A 17773-nucleotide genomic window follows, 5' to 3' on the forward strand; every position below is an offset into this window, starting at 1 on the left:
TTTTTATTGCTAATTAAAACTGATAAAACGAAAAAGTACGATGCTTATTTAATATTCGTATGGGTAGGGGGAGGCATATGGAACTGAAGCAACTTAGATACTTTATTACGATTGTTGAGTCAGGAAGTTTAGGTAAAGCTGCGCAGAAGTTAGATGTGGGCACATCAGCACTTAGCCAGCAAATTGCAAAGTTAGAAGATGAGCTGTGTACAAGGTTATTGCAACGTAACTCTACAGGTGTGACTCCAACGCCTGCAGGTTTAGCTTTTTTCAAACAAGCACAACTTTCACTTCGTCATGCGCAATATGCAATAGAAGCGGCGCATTCATCACGCTTGACAGGTCATGTGAGTGTGGGATTTTCACCCAGTATTGCATCAGTACTCGGCATTCCCTTCATGCAACTAATGTCGGAGCGTTATCCCGATATAAAAATTCATTTAGTCGAGAGCCTATCTGGTAATCTCACCAATTTAGTCAATGCAAGGCAACTAGATATTGCGATCATTTTTACTAAAGATGTCGATAGTAACTGGGCTGTTCAACCTTTATTGAAAGAGCAAATGTTCATGATGGCCAATTGTGCTTTGTTAAAAGAGCAGGGTTATGAACAATGTATTTTAGAAGGAAAAATTGATTTAGAAAAAGTGAATCGCTTACCACTTGTATTGCCAAGTCAGAGACATGGTTTGCGTAAATTTCTTGATCAAAAAGTTGAATTATTAGATGTTGACTATGAAGTAGATGGTCTACATCTTCTGATGAATTGTGTTAGCAATTTAAACATGGCAACCATTCAACCTGTCAGTGCACATTTTGATTATCTAAAGTCGGATATTTGTTTATTAAAAGTGGTTGAACCAGAACTTGATCGAATTAATTATTTAATTAGTTTGGCTGAAGAAGAGCTTTCACCCGCGAGCTTAGCAACTAAAGTGGCGATTAAAAGCACAGTTAAAAGCTTGATTCAGAAAGGACTATGGCCAAGTGCTGAGTTATTAGACTTTTAACCTATTTAATTTTATTAAACACCTATTTAAATTCTGCCTATCACGTTAATTCGCACTTTTAGTCTTAAATTACATCAAATTCGAGAGGGAAGACATCGAATGCATGATGTAATTGTGATTGGCGGTGGGAATGCCGCATTGTGTGCTGCACTGACAGCAAGGGAACAAGGCGCATCTGTCTTATTATTGGAAGCTGCACCCAAAGAGTGGCGTGGGGGGAACTCTCAGCACACTCGTAATTTACGTTGTATGCATGACGCACCACAAGATGTTTTGGTGGACGCTTATCCTGAGGAAGAGTACTGGCAGGATTTGTTAAAAGTTACCGCGGGCAAGACCAATGAACATTTGGCACGCTTGGTGATTCGAAGTACAGCAACTTGTCGAGATTGGATGCGTAAGCATGGGGTGAATTTCCAACCACCGCTGTCAGGGGCACTGCATGTCGCACGTACTAATGCATTTTTTATGGGTGGTGGAAAAGCTTTAGTTAATGCCTATTTTAGAAGCGCACAAGATTTAGGTGTTGAGGTTCGCTATAGCACCAAAATTGTTGACTTGGACTTAGAAGACAATACTTTCAAAGCTGCTATTGCTGAAGATGGTACACGTTTTGAAGGAGCGGCTTGTGTTCTTGCTGCAGGTGGTTTTGAATCGAACATCGCATGGCTTAAAGAAGCTTGGGGACAAAACGAAAATGGTGAGTGGCCAGCGGATAATTTTATTATTCGTGGTACACGTTTCAACCAAGGCAACTTACTCAAATTTATGATGGATCAAGGAGCCGATATCATTGGCGATCCATCTCAATCGCATTGTGTCGCTGTCGATGCACGTGCTCCTTTATATGATGGTGGAATTTGTACCCGTATTGACTGTGTATCTTTAGGGATTGTCGTCAACAAAAATGCAGAACGTTTTTATGATGAAGGTGAAGACTTCTGGCCAAAACGTTATGCGATTTGGGGGCGTTTAGTTGCCAAGCAGCCGAATCAAATTGCCTATTCAATAATTGATTCAAAATCTGTTGGACGTTTCATGCCACCCGTATTTGAAGGCACGAAAGCAGATAGCATTGAAGAGTTAGCAGCAAAGCTCAATTTAGATGTGGTGACCCTCTCGAAAACGGTGAATGAGTTTAACCAAGCCTGTGTCGTTGGTGAGTTTAATCATACTGTGCTTGATAATTGTCATACTGAAAATTTAAGCCCTGCGAAAACCCATTGGGCTGTTCCGCTGAATCACCCCCCTTTTTATGCATACGCACTGCGTCCGGGGATCACTTTTACTTATCTCGGTTTAAAAGTGGAGGATGATGCGGCCGTTCGTTTCAATAATCGGCCAAGCCCAAATTTATTCGTAGCAGGTGAAATGATGGCTGGCAATGTGTTAGGTCAGGGTTATACCGCAGGTGTGGGGATGTCAATTGGAACGACATTTGGTCGTATTGCAGGAAAAAATGCGGCGAATGCTGCACTGATGTTGGGAGTTTAATTATGAATGCCAATGCAAAAAATTTAATTCCTATCGTGCAGTTGAGTCAGAACGAAGATCAAGTCAAACAAGCCTTACAGATTTGTAATGCTTGTCGATACTGTGAAACATTTTGTGCGGTTTTCCCTGCCATGACCAAACGTCTTGAGTTTACGCAGGCGGATATCCACTATATGGCTAATCTTTGTCATAATTGTGGTGCGTGTTTACATGCTTGCCAATATGCGCCACCGCATGAATTTGGCGTCAATATTCCGCAAGCCATGGCACAAGTTCGATTAGAGACTTATCAAGAATTTGCAGTCCCTGCTGTATTTGGATCAATCTATCAAAAAACAGGCATTCCACTGGTTTCTGCAATGTCAGTACTATTTTTCTTACTGATGTTGGCAGGTGTTTGGATGAATGGCACTGATCTATTTGGTCGCTACCAAGGTGATTTCTACACCATTTTTCCTCACAATTTCTTAGCAGTGCTGTTTGGTTCAGTGTTTATTTTAGCGTTTGTGTTATTGGGTTTAGGCATTGCAAAATTCTGGAAGCAAACCTCTAAAATTATTCCTGAAGGCGTGGCGCAGCCAGATATTCTACAAGCTTCTAAAAATGTTCTCACGCTCAAATATTTAGATGGTGGGCATGGTAAAGGTTGTAATGAAGAAGATGATCGATATACACAAATCCGTCGTGTTTATCATCACTTCACAATGTATGGCTTTTTACTCTGTTTTGCAGCAACAAGCGTTGCAACGTTCTATCACTATTTTCTTGGTCTTCAAGCACCATATGCCTACAGCAGTTTACCCGTAATTTTAGGTACGTTGGGTGGGATTGGCTTAATCATTGGCCCAGTAGGATTGTTATATCTCAATATTAAACGTCATCCTTTACATGGTGATGTGAAGCAAAAGCCAATGGACCGTGGATTTATTTTCTTGCTTCTGCTGATCAGTGTCACCGGTTTATTGCTCTTGGCATTTCGTGATACCTCGGCAATGGCATTACTCCTGATAATTCATCTCGCAACAGTTATGACTTTCTTCTTAACAATTCCCTTTGGTAAGTTCGCTCACGGTTTCTATCGCAGTGCAGCTTTATTAAAGTTCGCTGTGGAAGAGCGAATTGCAAAACAACGAGCTAAAACGAAGTAAACACCCAAACCAATCTAGGCCAGAGGTTAGATTGGAAATAGGTAAAACATGGACATACATCAATTAATAATTCAGCAATAAGGATAGTTTGCTATGAAAAAAATGAAATGGTTAGCATTGGCATGTACTGGTGCTGTATTGGTAGGTTGTGGTACAGGAAATGCAGCAAAAGAACCAGGGCAACCTAAACGTGCAGAATGTATTGCACCCGCTAAGCCAGGGGGGGGATTTGATATGACCTGTAAGCTGATGCAATCCGGCTTTAAAGAGACAGAGGTGTTAGCAGAACCTATTCGTGTAACGTATATGCCGGGTGGTGTAGGGGCAGTGGCATATAACAAAATCGTTAACAATGACCCAGCGAACGATAATGCTGTGATTGCATTTTCCACAGGCTCACTATTGAACTTGGCCCAGGGCAAATTTGGTAATTTCACAGAAAAAGATGTGAAGTGGCTTTCAGGTGTTGCCGTTGATTATGGGCTTGTAGCAGTTCACAAAGATTCACCACTGAAAAACCTTGATGATTTGATGAAGGCATTACGTGAAAATCCGAAGAAACTCAGCTTTGGTGGTGCAGGTAGTGTTGGTGGTCAGGATTGGATGCAAACAGCAATTTTAGCGAAAAAAGCAGGCGTGAATCCTGCCGATATGAGCTTCGTTGCATTAGAAGGAGGTGGCGAAGTTTTAACCTCACTCTTGGGGCAGCATATACAAGTGGGTGTAGGTAATGTCAGTGAAGTTGGTTCACATTTAGACAGCGGCTCAATTCGTATTTTAGCGGTGTTTTCCAAAGATAGATTGGAAGGTAAATTTTCAAATCTACCTACCGCAATTGAGCAAGGCTATGACCTTGAGTGGCCTGTCATTCGTGGTTTCTATGTGGGACCAAAAGTCAGTGATGATGCTTATCAGTGGTGGAAAAAAGCCTTTGAAAAAATGATGGCAGATCAGAGATTTGATGCAGTACGTGACAATCAAGATTTACTACCATTTGAAATGACTGGCGACGAACTAGCAGCGTATGTCTATAAGCAAACCAATGAAATGCGTCAGTTATCGGAAGAATACAAATTATCAAAATAATCAACAGACTGAGTTAGGACGGTTGTTCTAACTCAGTTTTGTTTAGAGGGAAGCTGATGAAATCTGAACGCATGCTTACAGCCATCATTACTGTTATTGGATTGGGCTTATTGATCTACGCATTGAACTTTCAAGCCCCCATTTCTTACGACCCAGTCGGACCAAAAGCCTTTCCGGTGCTCCTCATGAGCTTGATCACTTTCAGTGCTTTTTACTTAACGGTTCGGCCAGCCATTATGTTTGAGGTAGTTGAGCTAGGGTGGACAAAGCACTTGGTTGGTAAATTGGTCCTGTGTGTAGTGGCTTTGACAATCTATGCTGCTGTCTTTGAGTTTCTTGGATTTATGGGGGCTACTTTGTTACTCACAATCGCACTTGGACGTTTGTTTAACGGCAAAATGATCCCGATTGTAATCACCAGTATTGTCTTAAGTCTGAGTACTTATTATCTGTTTGACCGTGTGTTAGACGTGCCTTTACCGCTTGGGCTCTTTGGTTAAGGATAACAACCATATGGAAATATTAAATTTTTTAATGATGGGTTTTGAGGTTGCCTTACAACCGAAAAACTTATTAATTGCCTTTATTGGGGCTTTTATTGGAACTGTCGTCGGTTTATTGCCCGGTTTAGGTCCAATCAATGGTGTTGCGATTCTTTTACCATTTGCTTATGCCTTAGGTTTACCCGTCGATAGCGCACTGATTTTATTGGCTGCTGTATATTTGGGCTGCGAATATGGTGGCCGTATCTCCGCAATTCTTCTAAATGTGCCTGGCGATGCGGGCGCTGTGATGACCACCTTGGATGGTTATCCTCTTGCACAACAAGGTAAAGCAGGGATTGCGCTGTCATTATCTTCAGTCAGTTCCTTTATTGGCAGTACGATTGCATTTATTGGGATTGTGTTATTTGCACCGCTTTTAGCAAAGTGGGCAATTGCATTTGGTCCTGCTGAATACTTTGTATTGATGGTTTTTGCGATCGTTTGTTTAACGGGATTGGTGAGTACCCAACCTGTTAAAACCTTTCTTATGGCATTAATGGGGCTGGCTCTTTCGACTGTTGGAATGGATGCAATTACCGGTGTTTACCGTTTTACTTTTGATAGTGTCGGTTTAAGTGATGGGATCGCCTTTACTACACTCGTGATTGGTCTATTTAGTATCAGCGAGATCTTACTGTTACTTGAACGTACTACCATTGGTAAAGTCGTATTACAACAAGGTAAACGCTCTTTATTTAATGTCAAAGAATTCTTTAGTTCATTGGCAACCATCATTCGTGGCTCATTAATTGGTTTCTTCTCAGGGATTTTACCCGGTGCAGGTGCGACTGTAGCTAGTGCCATGGCCTATACCACTGAACGTAAAATGGCGAAGGACAACAGTCAGTTTGGTAAAGGTGATTTGCGTGGACTTGCTGCACCTGAAAGTGCCAACAATGCTGCGGCCTGTGGTTCATTTGTTCCCATGTTAACCCTTGGCGTGCCAGGTTCAGGGACTACAGCGGTCATGATGGGTGCATTATTAATGTATAACATTGCACCTGGGCCACAACTGTTTACTGAGCAACCAACTTTGGTATGGGCACTGATTGCTTCATTAATGATAGGGAACATTATTTTGCTTGTACTGAACCTTCCATTGGTTGGTTTCTTCGCAAAAATGTTGAGCGTACCTAGCTATATCTTGATTCCAATTATCGCAACCGTGAGTTTTATTGGGGTTTATGCGATTCATAGCAATATCTTTGATCTGTTGCTATGCCTTGGTTTGGGTGTGTTTGGCTATATCTTACGTAAATTTGACTTCCCACTTGCACCGCTCATTTTAGGTTTCGTATTAGGTGAGTTGATGGAATCGAATTTACGCCGTGCGTTGTCCATCTCTCAAGGTGAACTTAGCATTTTATGGAGTAGTCCAATCAGTATTGGTCTTTGGGTGATGTCCGCACTGTTACTGATCCTACCGATTGTACGCAAATACCTATTTGTAAAAAAACAAAAATCAATCTAACCCAAGCTGATGGTCAACATGATGTTGACCATCATTGGTGAGGAATATGGAAAACATCAAATCGAATGCCAAAGGATTGGCAATTGCCTTCATTGGTGCATGGCTTGGTATTCTTGTTGGTCTACCACTACCTTGGTTATTAGGTCCACTTCTGATCACGCTTATCATTGGCAGTTTTGGGATATCTAATCCATGTCACGTCCGCTGGCGTCAGACAGGGCAAGTGATTATTGGTATGGTTTTGGGGCTGTATTTCACACCGGCGCTTGTGAAAGCATTATCGATTTATTGGATCTTTATCTTGATGGGTATTTTATGGTCCATCGTGCTGAATTTGATTTTAGCGACTCTTCAATATTTTTTTAATCGCCTAGATTGGTCAACGGCGTGGTTTGCATCAGCGATTGGTAGTGCTAGTGAAATGGTTAATATAGCTGAAAAATATCAGGCACAGGTCGATAAAGTTGCAGCCATACATAGCCTAAGAATTGTGATTCTAGTTGTGTTATTACCCATTTTTATGAGCCTTTATTTGGAAGTTGATTGGCATACAACAGTGATGACCGTGCAGCATTTTGATGTTAGCTCCACCATTTTGATTTTTTTATTAGCTTTAGGCATCGCAAAATTATTTGAGCATCTCAATGTGCTGAATGCTTGGATTTTAGGTCCGATTATAATTATTGGTTTGCTGTCTTACATCGGTATGCTTCAGCATAGTTTGCCTAGTTGGTTGATTGCATTTGGACAACTCTGTATCGGTTGGTCATTGGGCAGTAAATTTCCATTTGGCTTTCTAAAAGACAGTAAACGTTTTTTATTGCTCACGATTCTTTTTAATTTATTGGCATTGATGCTCTCAATTATATTTGTTTTTGGACTCATTCAATGGGCTTCAGTGGATGAAAAAGTTCTATTACTTGGACTGTCTCCGGGGGGGATTGCTGAAATGTCCTTAATGGCAAAAGTATTAGGTCTATCGGTGCCAATTATTGTGGCATTTCAGTTGTCGCGCTTAATTTTTGTGATTCTTACCACAAAATATTTTTATCAAATTACTCACAAAATGTTTTTTTAAATATTGTTTGGATTCTAAATTAGAGCACGCATGAATAGCAGTGTTTATGATCTAATTTCTTATGCAGACAGTTTGTATAGAGTCAAAAGAGATGGATGATTTTTAAAACTCATTCAAAACCAAGATGGGGAAATATGTCTTTATACTATCAAAAATAAACCTCCAGCTTTAAAATAAGCACAATATCAAAATGAAGCCATGTGTTTAATGACAGTTTCAAATTGTGGCGACCTACTCAAATATTTACATCAGCGCACTACCCTCATTTGTTTGGAAGCTTTAAAGATGAAGGCTTAGCGATTTAGTATATGGATCAGACGAGTGCTGAAATTTTGAGATCCGCAATGAAAAAGAAATCATACGTGATTCAGTACTTAACAAAACATTCTCCCATCATTTATTAGGAGGTGATACGATTCAATCCTAAGGTGGGGAGATATCTTCAAAATCATGATGCCCATTTTTGGGAACACTTAGTTGAACCAAATATATAAGTCATTCACTATTTAAAGGATCCATCTCAATAAGTCATAGATCTTGCTTAATCTTTTAGATCTAAAAAGACATGATTTTTTTAAAATAAAAAATCAGTTTGTGATCGATATATGCTTAACCACATACCGAACCAGTAAGAGGTTGATTCCTATTTTCTAAGTGCTTGACTGAACTTGCAATACTGATTGAAAGTTGATCAATGGCTTTTTGCGAAACAGTGACTAAAGTATTTAAGTCTTTAGATTTTTGTGGAGTTTCTTCATAAAAACTCATCCGACAACTGAGTTGATGACGTTGAGGTAATGTTTGAGCGTTTTTGGGTGTGAATAAGGGGCGATTGGGATCATCATATCGTAAAGTCCAAGTCGCATTCATGAGCATAAAGCGTTGCTGATTTGATTTTTCGATGAAATCGAAGTTAGAAAAATCTAAGGCAATTCGATAAGCTGCTTGTCCACCAGTCATACCACTATTATAACGATCCACTGCACCTAATGTTTGCTGTAAACGCGCAGAAACAGCATCTCTCAATTCAGCCGATAAAGTAGATGTCCAACGATCATCGAACAATACTTTAGCCTGCCCATTTTCTTGTTGAATTACCAATGGAATTCGGTTTAAACGATCGGATAATCCAACAGGAAGCACCTCAATCATCCTCACTTTTTGATTTGACGAAGATGATGTTAGCGTTTGAGTGCTCAATGAATAGAACTTAGGCGTAGGGGATGAAGAGCACCCACTGACGATGAGTGCAAACAAACCAACACTCAAGCTTGAAAGGACTTTTAGGTAGCAGCGTTGCTGAGATTTCAATAATTTATTCTCTGTCATCTTTCTTCGGCTCCGCTGTTTTTCCACGAATCAATGACTCAGGATTTTGTTCTATTTGATCTGCCATTAACTGCAATGAAGCTGCGGCACGGGTAATTTGTTGTAAAGCACGACGTAGATCTTGTTGTAATGGTGCATCACTTGCCAAGATGGTTTCAGAAGACTGAACTGTTTTACGAACATCATCCAAAGTGGCTTGTAAATTAGGCGCAACTTTGCCATCCAGTTGATCGACCAAACTTTTTGAAGATTGTATAGTTTTATCTAAGTTTGCCAAGGTATGACGAACGTCCTGACCAATTTCAACCAATGGAAATTTAGATACATTATCGGCGATTTGGGACACTTGTGCTTGAAGGCCTTTTAATTCTGTAGGAGTTGTTGGAACTTCAACTACACCATCATTTCGACGGATTGCAGTGGCATATTTAGCTTTAGGGAAAAGATCAAAGCTAATGTAGTTTTGACCTGTAAGTAAATTGCCAGTCCGCATTTGAGCTCGCCAACCACGCTCAACAAATTGCTTGAATACTGTACCTTGCGGGTCCAACTCATGACCTCCAGCAATACGTGAAGGATAAACTTCAGCATCAACACGCATTCGAATTTGCGAGTGATTATTGTAGAACTCAGTGTTGATTTTTTTTACAGTACCGACTTCGACACCCATGAAATCAATTGGAGCTCCTACTGATAAACCTCGCAATGACTCATTGAAATACATTACGATCCGTCTTGGATTAAGATCAGGCTCTTTAAGCGCAAGCTTTTCAGAGTCAAATAATTCAAATTTCATTTTATTCGGAGCAGGAGCTGCATCAGAATTTTCAGGATAACCGAATGCGATCCCTCCCGAAATGATGCTTGCCAAAGATTGTGTGTTTAAACTAAAGCCCGAAGCATTCAAATTGACATCTACACCACTGGCTTGCCAGAAACGCGCATCTGTGGTGACAAATTTGTCATAAGGTGACTTAATGAAAGTTTGAAGTTCAACGCTTTTTCCATCATCAGCCAGTTGGTATGAGGTTACTTGTCCAACGTTGATTCTTCGATAATAAATAGGTGAACCGAAATCGAGCGAACCTAAATCTTGTGCCTTTAAGAAAAAGATTTTTCCAGGAACATCGGAAGTCACGACGGGTGGAGTTTCTAGCCCTTTAAATGAAGTGGTTTTGACATCTGATTTACCGCCATCTACTTCAATATATGCGCCAGAAAGTAAAGTATCGATACCTGAAACCCCACTTGCACCAATACGTGGTCTCACTACCCAAAAACGTGAATCTTCCGTAGCAAAATTACTGGCATCTTTCCGAAGTTCAATTTTAGCAATGATATGAGACCGATCTTCCGAAAGGTCAATTTCGCGTACTAGACCCACATTGACTTGACGATAACGAACTGTAGTTTTGCCAGCTTCAATGCCTTCTGCAGTCCTAAAAGAAACCTCAATAACAGGACCAGTATTCAAATACGCCTTGAGAGCTAATGAAAATGCAATGAGTAATGCCACAATTGGAATAATCCAAATGAGAGAAGGTTTCCATTTGCTACGTTTCTTATCAGGTATACCGACCTGACTCAGAACTTGTTCATCATGAGGATGACCATTACTCGATTGGTTTTCTGACATAGTTATTGATCTTATTAAATCGTAATGTGTTTGTTGTTTGTACGCTTCATCATATGAATATCAAGCAAGAAGTGAAAGGGTTTTATGTAAATCTCAATGTTCTGTAGCGTCATTTTTTTTTTCATGCTGACTCAGGATTGAAACGTAATAGTTGTCCCAAATGATTCTAGGATCAAAACTCAGTGAGGCTAACATGGTCAAAACCACAACTGCACCAAAAGCAACTGCACCTGTGCCTGCTAAAATAGTTGCCAATGATTGAATTTGGATAAGTGCTGCGAGCATGGCGACAACGAAAACATCAATCATTGACCAACGGCCAATAAACTCCACGACTCTATACATGATCGAGCAATGCTTCGGTGAGAGGTGAATTTTTTTTGAGGCTTGTAAATGTACAGCACTGAGCAGGAGAGCAAGGATGACCAATTTCAGTAGTGGAATAAATATACTGGCAATAAAAATAACGGACGAAACGAAATAGTCACCACTTTTCCAGAAATAGATGACTCCACTCATAATAGTGTCTTGTTGACGACCAAGAATAGATTCTGTAATCGTCATCGGTAAAACATTGGCTGGTATATAAAGGATACTTGCTGCAATTAAATAAGCTAAAGTTCGTTCTAAACTTCGGGTTTTACGGGTATGTAATGGGCTATCACAACGGGTACAGCGGGATTTTCGTGCTTGTTCCATGGCAGACAAGGACGTCATGCGGTTGAGTGTTCCACAGCAATGACAAAGTGTGAGCTCAAGATCAATTGCACGCGGTGCAAGCGTTTCTAATGAGACAGGTTTCTGCACAGGGTGTGGCGAATGCTTCATCTGATCGGGTTGATTCGTATGAGTGGAAGTAATGGTCATGAGATTTGATTTCCATCAATTACATTCCATAGATCCTTGATTTTGATTGATACTAAATAGACCAACAAAACACTTAAAATGGCAAATGCCCATAAGGCAATTCCAGGAATCACAACCACCATCCCCACTAATTTCACCAAGGTGACCAAAACGCCAATCAGAAATACTTCAACCATTCCCCAAGCTCTCAGTTGAAAGAGTGACCGTAATGCGAGTTTAAGTGATGCATACTGTTGGGTTGCAATAACATTTTTATTAAACATTGCCATCAAAAGAATATATCCCATCAGAAGTAAGTAGGCTAAAGGGACAACAAAAGTGGTCATCAGAATAAGAAAGCCTACAAAAGCACGATCAGCCTCGAACATTGCCCAAGCCGCACCCAATAATGTGGTTTCTGAATAAATGCCTTGGAGTTCAACTTTGACAATTGAAAAACTATTGGCAATCGCAAAGATAATTAACGCAGTACAGACTAAGGCCAACAGTGTGTTAAATGTTGGAATTTTACGATAGAGCTCGGAACCGCAAGCCGAACAATAGGCACGTTCATTCTTATATAAATCGGATTTACGAAAGAGCGTATCGCACTCTTCACAAGCAACATAATTTTGATTGATTTGCACCATTCTTAAATCAGGGTCGCGTTTAGAATCCGATACAGTTTCTACATTCGTTTCAGACATCGTTGTCTCAACTTTTTCATCAATATTCTTGGTTTTTTATTTCTCCCTATAGTTTATATCGAGATTCAATAGGTTTGCCTATGATTATTTTGTTGAATCGAGATACATACCTTCTCGGTTTGGTTTATCAGTGTGCAGTCATGTAACTCAACGAGGGTATAAAAGGGGTTGAAGTGCTCATTGATCAGCATTTGTGTAGTCAAAATGAGGGTGAGTTAAGTTTATATGATGAAATTAAATTAATATTAAATTCAATGATTCAGCGTGAAATTCAAGATACAGCGTGTGCTTCACATAAACTTCATATATCAAGAACTACACTTTATTTAAATCATAAAGATCGATTGCTTATTTTGGGATGACTGTATGTTAAAAAGCCTCATGCAATGGCTGGATAGTTGGTCCGTAAGCGTACCACATGAAGCATTGACCTCTGAGAGTAAACAGATTCAATGGCTCAGAATAATTCCTTTTATCCTACTGCATCTTGCTTGTCTGGCAGTGTTTTGGGTCGGGTTTTCTTGGTTTGCTTTTGCATTTATGTTGTTTTTTTATTTTATTCGCATGTTCGCAATCACGGCTTTTTTTCATCGTTATTTGTCACACAAAACTTTTCAAACTTCGAGATGGCTGCAATTTATCTTTATTTTAATTGGCACAATGAGTGCGCAGCGTGGACCATTATGGTGGGCAGCACATCATCGATATCATCATCGTTATACAGATACTCCTCAAGACCCACATTCATCAACGCATGGATTTTGGTATAGCCATGTTGGTTGGTTTTTAAATGAATATAATTTTTCAACGCGTAAAAGTGTCATTAAAGATTGGCTGAAGTTTCCGGAACTGATTTGGTTAGATCGTTTTAGTTTGATGATCGTCTTAATAACGGCTATCGGGATTTATGGTCTTGGGGAATGGGTTGCTTGGATGTGGCCGCATTGGGGAACCAGTGGTGTACAGTTATTGGTATGGGGAGGCGCAATTTCTACTGTTCTGCTTATTCATGCCACATTGTGCATTAACTCACTGGCTCACCATTATGGAAGCCGAGATTTTGAGACGAATGACCATAGTCGCAACAACTTATTTTTATCTCTGATTACACTTGGTGAAGGCTGGCACAACAATCATCATTTTTATGCAGGAAGTACGCGCCAAGGGTTCTATTGGTGGCAGATCGATGTGACCTATTACATCTTAAAATTTATGTCATGGTTCGGCTTGGTTTGGGGAATGAAACCCATACCAGCTCGAGTCTATGAAGCAAGTAAAATTACGCGTTCGAAAAAGGCCAAACTCCAACATTCTCAAGTTCAGTCAAAGGAATCAAGATGAAAATTGCAATTATTGGATCGGGTATTTCAGGACTTTATGCAGCTTGGAAGTTGAGTAAGTTGCATGAGGTGACCGTATTTGAAAAGAATAATTATTTTGGGGGACATACTGATACTCATCAATTAAAGATCGATGGTGAGCAAGTTGCAGTGGATAGCGGATTCATTGTTTTTAATGAACACAACTATCCTTTATTTTGTGAGATGTTGAAGGAGCTTGGTGTACAAGCTCAAAGCAGCGATATGGGGTTTTCAGTTAATAATCAGGTCACAGGACTGCAATATAACCCTTCCAAGAAATTCTCATTATTGTTCAAACCACAGAATTTTTTAAAGACCCGCTTTAGAGCGATGTTGTCAGATCTATTCAGATTTTATGCAGCAAATAAAGATCTAGATGTTGAAGAGACCGACCCGCATTACACTATTGAGCAATATTTCAACGAGCATGGATACTCGGAAGCGTTTAGGCAAGAGCATCTCTATCCGATGTGTGGTGCATTATGGTCATGCCCAGTAGAGCAAGCAGGTCAAATTCCATATAAATTTGTAGTCAGTTTTTTTCAACATCATCGTATGTTGCAACTCAAAGATCGACCACAATGGTTAACCGTAAAAGGCGGGTCTTCTAAATATATCCGTGCAATTCAAACTCAATCAAAGCATATTCAGTTTAAAAAAATAGAAGTGAAGTCAGTTAAGCGCTCAGCAAATGACGTGAGTATTGAAACGGGACAGGGGATTGAACGGTTTGATTGGGTGGTATTTGCAAGTCATGCAGATGACACATTGAAGTTGCTCGCTGAACCAACGGTTAAAGAATCAGAAATATTAGAAAAGTTTCAGTATCAAGACAATCATATGGTGTTGCATTCAGATACCAGCATTATGCCAAAATCAAGACGTCAGTGGGCAAGTTGGCATGTGCATGTCACACCGAATAGAGCGGGTCAAGTCACTCCATTTCAGCAAAATAGTGTCCATTATGGATTTAGTTATTGGATGAATCAGCTACAAAATCTGAAATGTGAAACTCAGATTTTTGCGACATTAAATCCTAATTTTGATTTAGATCCAAACAAAGTCTGGGTTCAGCGTCACTATCGTCATCCTGTATTTAATGCGGAAGCTATTGCAGCTCAGTCAAGATGGTCTGAAATAAACGGTTTAAATCGGACCTATTTTTGTGGTGCTTATTGGGGATGGGGCTTTCATGAAGATGGTGCAAGAAGTGCGTCATGGGTGGTTGAAGCCTTATTAAATTCATCGAATCAAGCCGCTTAGGAGTACTTATGCAGCTGTATCCACTTGCAATTGCAGTTGCTGACATTCGTCATCGCCGTTACTTGCCTAAGCCTTATGCTTTTCAGAGTCAGCTGACGTATTTGTGGTTTGATCCAGAACAGCTCAAACACTTCGCGCAAACTTCGATACTTTGGTCAACGAAAAAATGGAGCTTGCTGAGCCTCAATCCTGATGACTTCTTGGCAAACTATGAAGGCACGATTCGAGAGAAGGTTCTGCATGTATTGGAAGAACATACCTTAGAAGAACGGATACAGATCGCTGAAATTCGGGTGTTGGCTTTGCCGCGCACGCTTGGCTTCAGATTTAATTCTGTGGTTTTTTATTTTCTATTTAATGCCCAGCAAAAATTACAGTTCATTCTCAGTGAAATCACAAATACACCCTGGTTAGAAAGACAGGTATACGTTCACGATTGTCGCGCCGGGGGGGAGCAGCATTCCGAATATACCAGCTTCCACTTCCAGTTTGACAAAGCTTTTCACGTGTCACCCTTCATGCCAATGGATCTGAAGTATCAATGGACGTTTAGTTTGGCTGAAAAACAAAATTATGTGCTTATGCAATTGTTTAAAGAGGAAAAATTACAATTCGATGCATCAATGCGTTTTGAGTTAACCCCCATCACATTTCCTTCACAACTTCATCGCTATGCTGTTTTTAAACTATTTGAGCCGATCAAGATGGTTGCAGGTATTTATTATCATGCCTTTAAGCTTTGGATAAATAGAGTTCCATTTTATCGGCATCCCAATAAAACGAAGGACAAGCTGTGATATGAAATCATTGTTAATGGGAGAGCAATCTTCACTACCGCTGGTGTTACGTCATTTACTGAAATTAAAACACGGCCAAATTCATTTTAAAGGGATTTGGGAGGGTTCAGTCGGTGAGGTAAGTGATCTAGACGCAGTGATTGAGGTCCATGATGCAAAGTTGATGGATCTACTTTTTCGTCAGGGGGTTCTTGGTGCAGCTGAAGGTTTCATTCAAGGATATTGGACGACACCAGATTTAGTGAAGATTGTGCGAATTCTTGCGAGAAATCGCGATATTTTAGATCGTATGAACCAAAGTGCCTTAGCAAAGGTGAGTCAACTCTTGCTCAAAACTTGGTATGCATCGCGTAAAAACTCATTGGAAGGTAGTCGCAAAAATATTGCTGAGCATTATGATTTAAGTAATGACTTTTTTAAGTTATTTCTTGATCCGAGCATGATGTACTCCAGCGCGGTATTCAAAGATCAATCTATGACTTTGGAACAAGCATCCGATTATAAAAAAGAAATCATATGCCAAAAATTGAAACTTCAACCCATGGATCATTTGGTTGAAATTGGCAGTGGATGGGGTGGTTTTGCGATCTATGCTGCGCAAAACTATGGTTGTAAAGTGACCACTATTACCATTTCTCAAGCTCAATATGACGAAGCTAAAGCTAGAATTGACGCTGCGGGTCTGTCTCATCGTGTTGAGATTAAATTAAAAGATTATCGTTTACTTGAAGGTAAATTCGATAAATTGGTTTCAATTGAAATGATTGAAGCCGTTGGCGCGCAATATCTTTCGACATATTTTGAAAAGTGTCGACAGCTGTTAAAACCTAATGGTTTGGCGCTTATTCAAGCTATCACCATTGAAGATGCACGATATGAAAAGGCATTGAGTACGGTCGATTACATCAAAAGATACATTTTCCCAGGTAGTTTTATTCCTTGTATCAGCGTGATGACCAATGTTGCATCAGAACAAAAATTACGTCTAAAGCATCTTGAAGATATTGGTTTAAGTTATGCACAAACGATTCACTGCTGGCGTGAACGTTTTCTAGAACAGCGTGAGCAAGTTTTAGCACTGGGCTTTGATGAAAACTTTATTCGCATGTGGGATTTTTATTTATGTTATTGCGAAGGAGGTTTTCTCGAAGGCGTCATTAGTGATGTGCACTTATTGTTTGAAGCAAGTCCATACTAAATCAGTGAGAGGACATCTCGATGTTGCTCAATTTATTTGTGATGAATGTTTTCCTGATGCTTTGTGCATGGATTTGGGTGACATTTAATCATCGTGCAGGTTTAGTCGATGTCATTTGGAGCTTTGGAATAGCTTTAAATGTCCTCATCGCAGCAAATGTAATGAATGAAGCCCCTACATCTGTTCGCATTTTTCTAGCGATCGCGAGTGATCTTTGGTTTCTTCGTTTAGCATGGCATTTATACAGAAGATATATCCGAGAAGATGCTGAGGACACGCGTTATGCCAATATGCGCCGTGCGATGGGAGACTTTCAACATTTAGGTTTTCTTCTGTTCTTTTTATTTCAGGCTGGGTTGATCTCCTTATTCTCATATCCAATGATCAAATTGCTCAGTATACCTGCGATGCAGTGGAGTAACTCGACAGAACTGCTGCTGCTGATTTCAGGATTAATCATGCTGGTTGCATTTATTGGTGAGGCACTCGCAGATCATCAGTTGTATCAATTTAAATTGAACCCGAATAATCGTGGCAAAACGATGGATCAAGGGTTATGGAAATATTCACGCCATCCGAATTACTTTTTTGAATGGATACATTGGTTTGCTTATCCAATCTTAGGTATAGCGGCGGGAACGCCTTGGTTGTGGATCTATCCAGTGTTGATGTGGCTCTTTTTGTACTACATCACGGGTATTCCATTTAGTGAACAGCAAGCACTCAAAAATCGTGGTGCAAACTACAAGATGTACCAACAAAAAACATCAATGTTTCTTCCTTGGCCACCGAAAAAGTAGGTAA

16 protein-coding genes are annotated in these 17773 nt (G+C 40.1%); 12 read left to right on the plus strand and 4 right to left on the minus strand.

Annotation, left to right across the window (positions count from 1 at the left end; translation table 11 throughout):
• The first annotated feature begins 77 nt into the window (after positions 1 to 77).
• The 7 genes from AC1M9B_RS12935 (at position 78) to AC1M9B_RS12965 (ending at position 7832) form a co-directional block, all read left to right on the plus strand.
• Positions 78 to 1010 (plus strand): LysR family transcriptional regulator, encoded by a 933-nt coding sequence (locus tag AC1M9B_RS12935; protein WP_481596554.1) that lies wholly within the window; start codon positions 78 to 80, stop codon positions 1008 to 1010.
• Between the two features lie 99 nt (positions 1011 to 1109).
• Positions 1110 to 2504, plus strand: coding sequence for an FAD-dependent tricarballylate dehydrogenase TcuA (gene tcuA, locus AC1M9B_RS12940; RefSeq protein ID WP_481609238.1), 1395 nt, complete (start codon positions 1110 to 1112; stop codon positions 2502 to 2504).
• A 2-nt stretch (positions 2505 to 2506) separates the two neighbouring features.
• Entirely contained in the window at positions 2507 to 3652 is a 1146-nt protein-coding gene (gene tcuB / locus AC1M9B_RS12945; RefSeq protein WP_481609239.1) for a tricarballylate utilization 4Fe-4S protein TcuB, read from the plus strand.
• 93 nt (positions 3653 to 3745) lie between these two features.
• Positions 3746 to 4738, plus strand: a complete 993-nt coding sequence (locus AC1M9B_RS12950; RefSeq protein WP_481609240.1) for a Bug family tripartite tricarboxylate transporter substrate binding protein — start codon at positions 3746 to 3748, stop codon at positions 4736 to 4738.
• A gap of 53 nt (positions 4739 to 4791) precedes the next feature.
• A complete protein-coding gene (locus AC1M9B_RS12955; protein WP_481609253.1) occupies positions 4792 to 5238 on the plus strand; it encodes a tripartite tricarboxylate transporter TctB family protein in 447 nt (148 codons plus the stop codon).
• 13 nt (positions 5239 to 5251) lie between these two features.
• Positions 5252 to 6754, plus strand: coding sequence for a tripartite tricarboxylate transporter permease (locus AC1M9B_RS12960; protein ID WP_481609241.1), 1503 nt, complete (start codon positions 5252 to 5254; stop codon positions 6752 to 6754).
• Between the two features lie 46 nt (positions 6755 to 6800).
• Complete coding sequence (locus AC1M9B_RS12965) at positions 6801 to 7832, plus strand: AbrB family transcriptional regulator (RefSeq protein ID WP_481609242.1); 1032 nt, start codon at positions 6801 to 6803, stop codon at positions 7830 to 7832.
• A 609-nt stretch (positions 7833 to 8441) separates the two neighbouring features.
• Here AC1M9B_RS12965 and AC1M9B_RS12970 read toward each other — a convergent pair.
• From AC1M9B_RS12970 to AC1M9B_RS12985, 4 genes are all read right to left on the minus strand, one after another.
• Positions 8442 to 9161 carry a PqiC family protein gene (locus tag AC1M9B_RS12970; RefSeq protein ID WP_481609243.1) on the minus strand — a complete coding sequence of 240 codons (720 nt, stop codon included), beginning with the start codon at positions 9159 to 9161 and terminating at the stop codon, positions 8442 to 8444.
• On the minus strand, positions 9148 to 10797 hold the full coding sequence (locus tag AC1M9B_RS12975) for a PqiB family protein (protein ID WP_481609244.1): 1650 nt from the start codon (positions 10795 to 10797) through the stop codon (positions 9148 to 9150). The genes AC1M9B_RS12970 and AC1M9B_RS12975 overlap by 14 nt, the downstream gene beginning before the upstream one ends.
• A gap of 93 nt (positions 10798 to 10890) precedes the next feature.
• Entirely contained in the window at positions 10891 to 11625 is a 735-nt protein-coding gene (locus AC1M9B_RS12980; protein ID WP_180000502.1) for a paraquat-inducible protein A, read from the minus strand.
• Positions 11626 to 11660: 35 nt separating this feature from the next.
• Positions 11661 to 12293: a paraquat-inducible protein A gene (locus AC1M9B_RS12985; protein WP_228143131.1), complete on the minus strand. Its 633-nt coding sequence runs from the start codon at positions 12291 to 12293 to the stop codon at positions 11661 to 11663.
• A 423-nt stretch (positions 12294 to 12716) separates the two neighbouring features.
• Between AC1M9B_RS12985 and AC1M9B_RS12990 the strand changes: the two genes are divergently transcribed.
• From AC1M9B_RS12990 to AC1M9B_RS13010, 5 genes are read left to right on the plus strand one after another with little or no spacing between them, the layout of a single operon-like run.
• On the plus strand, positions 12717 to 13691 hold the full coding sequence (locus tag AC1M9B_RS12990; protein ID WP_481609245.1) for an acyl-CoA desaturase: 975 nt from the start codon (positions 12717 to 12719) through the stop codon (positions 13689 to 13691).
• On the plus strand, positions 13688 to 14974 hold the full coding sequence (locus AC1M9B_RS12995) for an NAD(P)/FAD-dependent oxidoreductase (protein ID WP_481609246.1): 1287 nt from the start codon (positions 13688 to 13690) through the stop codon (positions 14972 to 14974). The genes AC1M9B_RS12990 and AC1M9B_RS12995 overlap by 4 nt, the downstream gene beginning before the upstream one ends.
• A gap of 8 nt (positions 14975 to 14982) precedes the next feature.
• Positions 14983 to 15771 carry a DUF1365 domain-containing protein gene (locus tag AC1M9B_RS13000; protein WP_481609247.1) on the plus strand — a complete coding sequence of 263 codons (789 nt, stop codon included), beginning with the start codon at positions 14983 to 14985 and terminating at the stop codon, positions 15769 to 15771.
• Between the two features lies 1 nt (position 15772).
• Positions 15773 to 16969 (plus strand): class I SAM-dependent methyltransferase, encoded by a 1197-nt coding sequence (locus AC1M9B_RS13005; RefSeq protein ID WP_481609248.1) that lies wholly within the window; start codon positions 15773 to 15775, stop codon positions 16967 to 16969.
• Positions 16970 to 16989: 20 nt separating this feature from the next.
• Positions 16990 to 17769: a DUF1295 domain-containing protein gene (locus AC1M9B_RS13010; protein WP_481609249.1), complete on the plus strand. Its 780-nt coding sequence runs from the start codon at positions 16990 to 16992 to the stop codon at positions 17767 to 17769.
• Positions 17770 to 17773: the final 4 nt, after the last annotated feature.

The organism is Acinetobacter sp. ANC_7513 (genome assembly GCF_056779915.1).

Excerpts from the sequence above, each read along its gene's own strand:
- AC1M9B_RS13005 (WP_481609248.1), top strand. The coding sequence starts at position 15,773 with ATGAAATCATTGTTAATGGGAGAGCAATCTTCACTACCGCTGGTGTTA.
- tcuA (WP_481609238.1), top strand. The coding sequence starts at position 1,110 with ATGCATGATGTAATTGTGATTGGCGGTGGGAATGCCGCATTGTGTGCT.
- AC1M9B_RS12995 (WP_481609246.1), top strand. The coding sequence starts at position 13,688 with ATGAAAATTGCAATTATTGGATCGGGTATTTCAGGACTTTATGCAGCT.
- AC1M9B_RS12975 (WP_481609244.1), bottom strand. The coding sequence starts at position 10,797 with ATGTCAGAAAACCAATCGAGTAATGGTCATCCTCATGATGAACAAGTT.
- AC1M9B_RS12985 (WP_228143131.1), bottom strand. The coding sequence starts at position 12,293 with ATGGTGCAAATCAATCAAAATTATGTTGCTTGTGAAGAGTGCGATACG.
- AC1M9B_RS12950 (WP_481609240.1), top strand. The coding sequence starts at position 3,746 with ATGAAAAAAATGAAATGGTTAGCATTGGCATGTACTGGTGCTGTATTG.
- AC1M9B_RS13010 (WP_481609249.1), top strand. The coding sequence starts at position 16,990 with ATGTTGCTCAATTTATTTGTGATGAATGTTTTCCTGATGCTTTGTGCA.
- AC1M9B_RS13000 (WP_481609247.1), top strand. The coding sequence starts at position 14,983 with ATGCAGCTGTATCCACTTGCAATTGCAGTTGCTGACATTCGTCATCGC.
- AC1M9B_RS12960 (WP_481609241.1), top strand. The coding sequence starts at position 5,252 with ATGGAAATATTAAATTTTTTAATGATGGGTTTTGAGGTTGCCTTACAA.
- AC1M9B_RS12965 (WP_481609242.1), top strand. The coding sequence starts at position 6,801 with ATGGAAAACATCAAATCGAATGCCAAAGGATTGGCAATTGCCTTCATT.
- tcuB (WP_481609239.1), top strand. The coding sequence starts at position 2,507 with ATGAATGCCAATGCAAAAAATTTAATTCCTATCGTGCAGTTGAGTCAG.
- AC1M9B_RS12935 (WP_481596554.1), top strand. The coding sequence starts at position 78 with ATGGAACTGAAGCAACTTAGATACTTTATTACGATTGTTGAGTCAGGA.
- AC1M9B_RS12980 (WP_180000502.1), bottom strand. The coding sequence starts at position 11,625 with ATGAAGCATTCGCCACACCCTGTGCAGAAACCTGTCTCATTAGAAACG.
- AC1M9B_RS12970 (WP_481609243.1), bottom strand. The coding sequence starts at position 9,161 with ATGACAGAGAATAAATTATTGAAATCTCAGCAACGCTGCTACCTAAAA.
- AC1M9B_RS12990 (WP_481609245.1), top strand. The coding sequence starts at position 12,717 with ATGTTAAAAAGCCTCATGCAATGGCTGGATAGTTGGTCCGTAAGCGTA.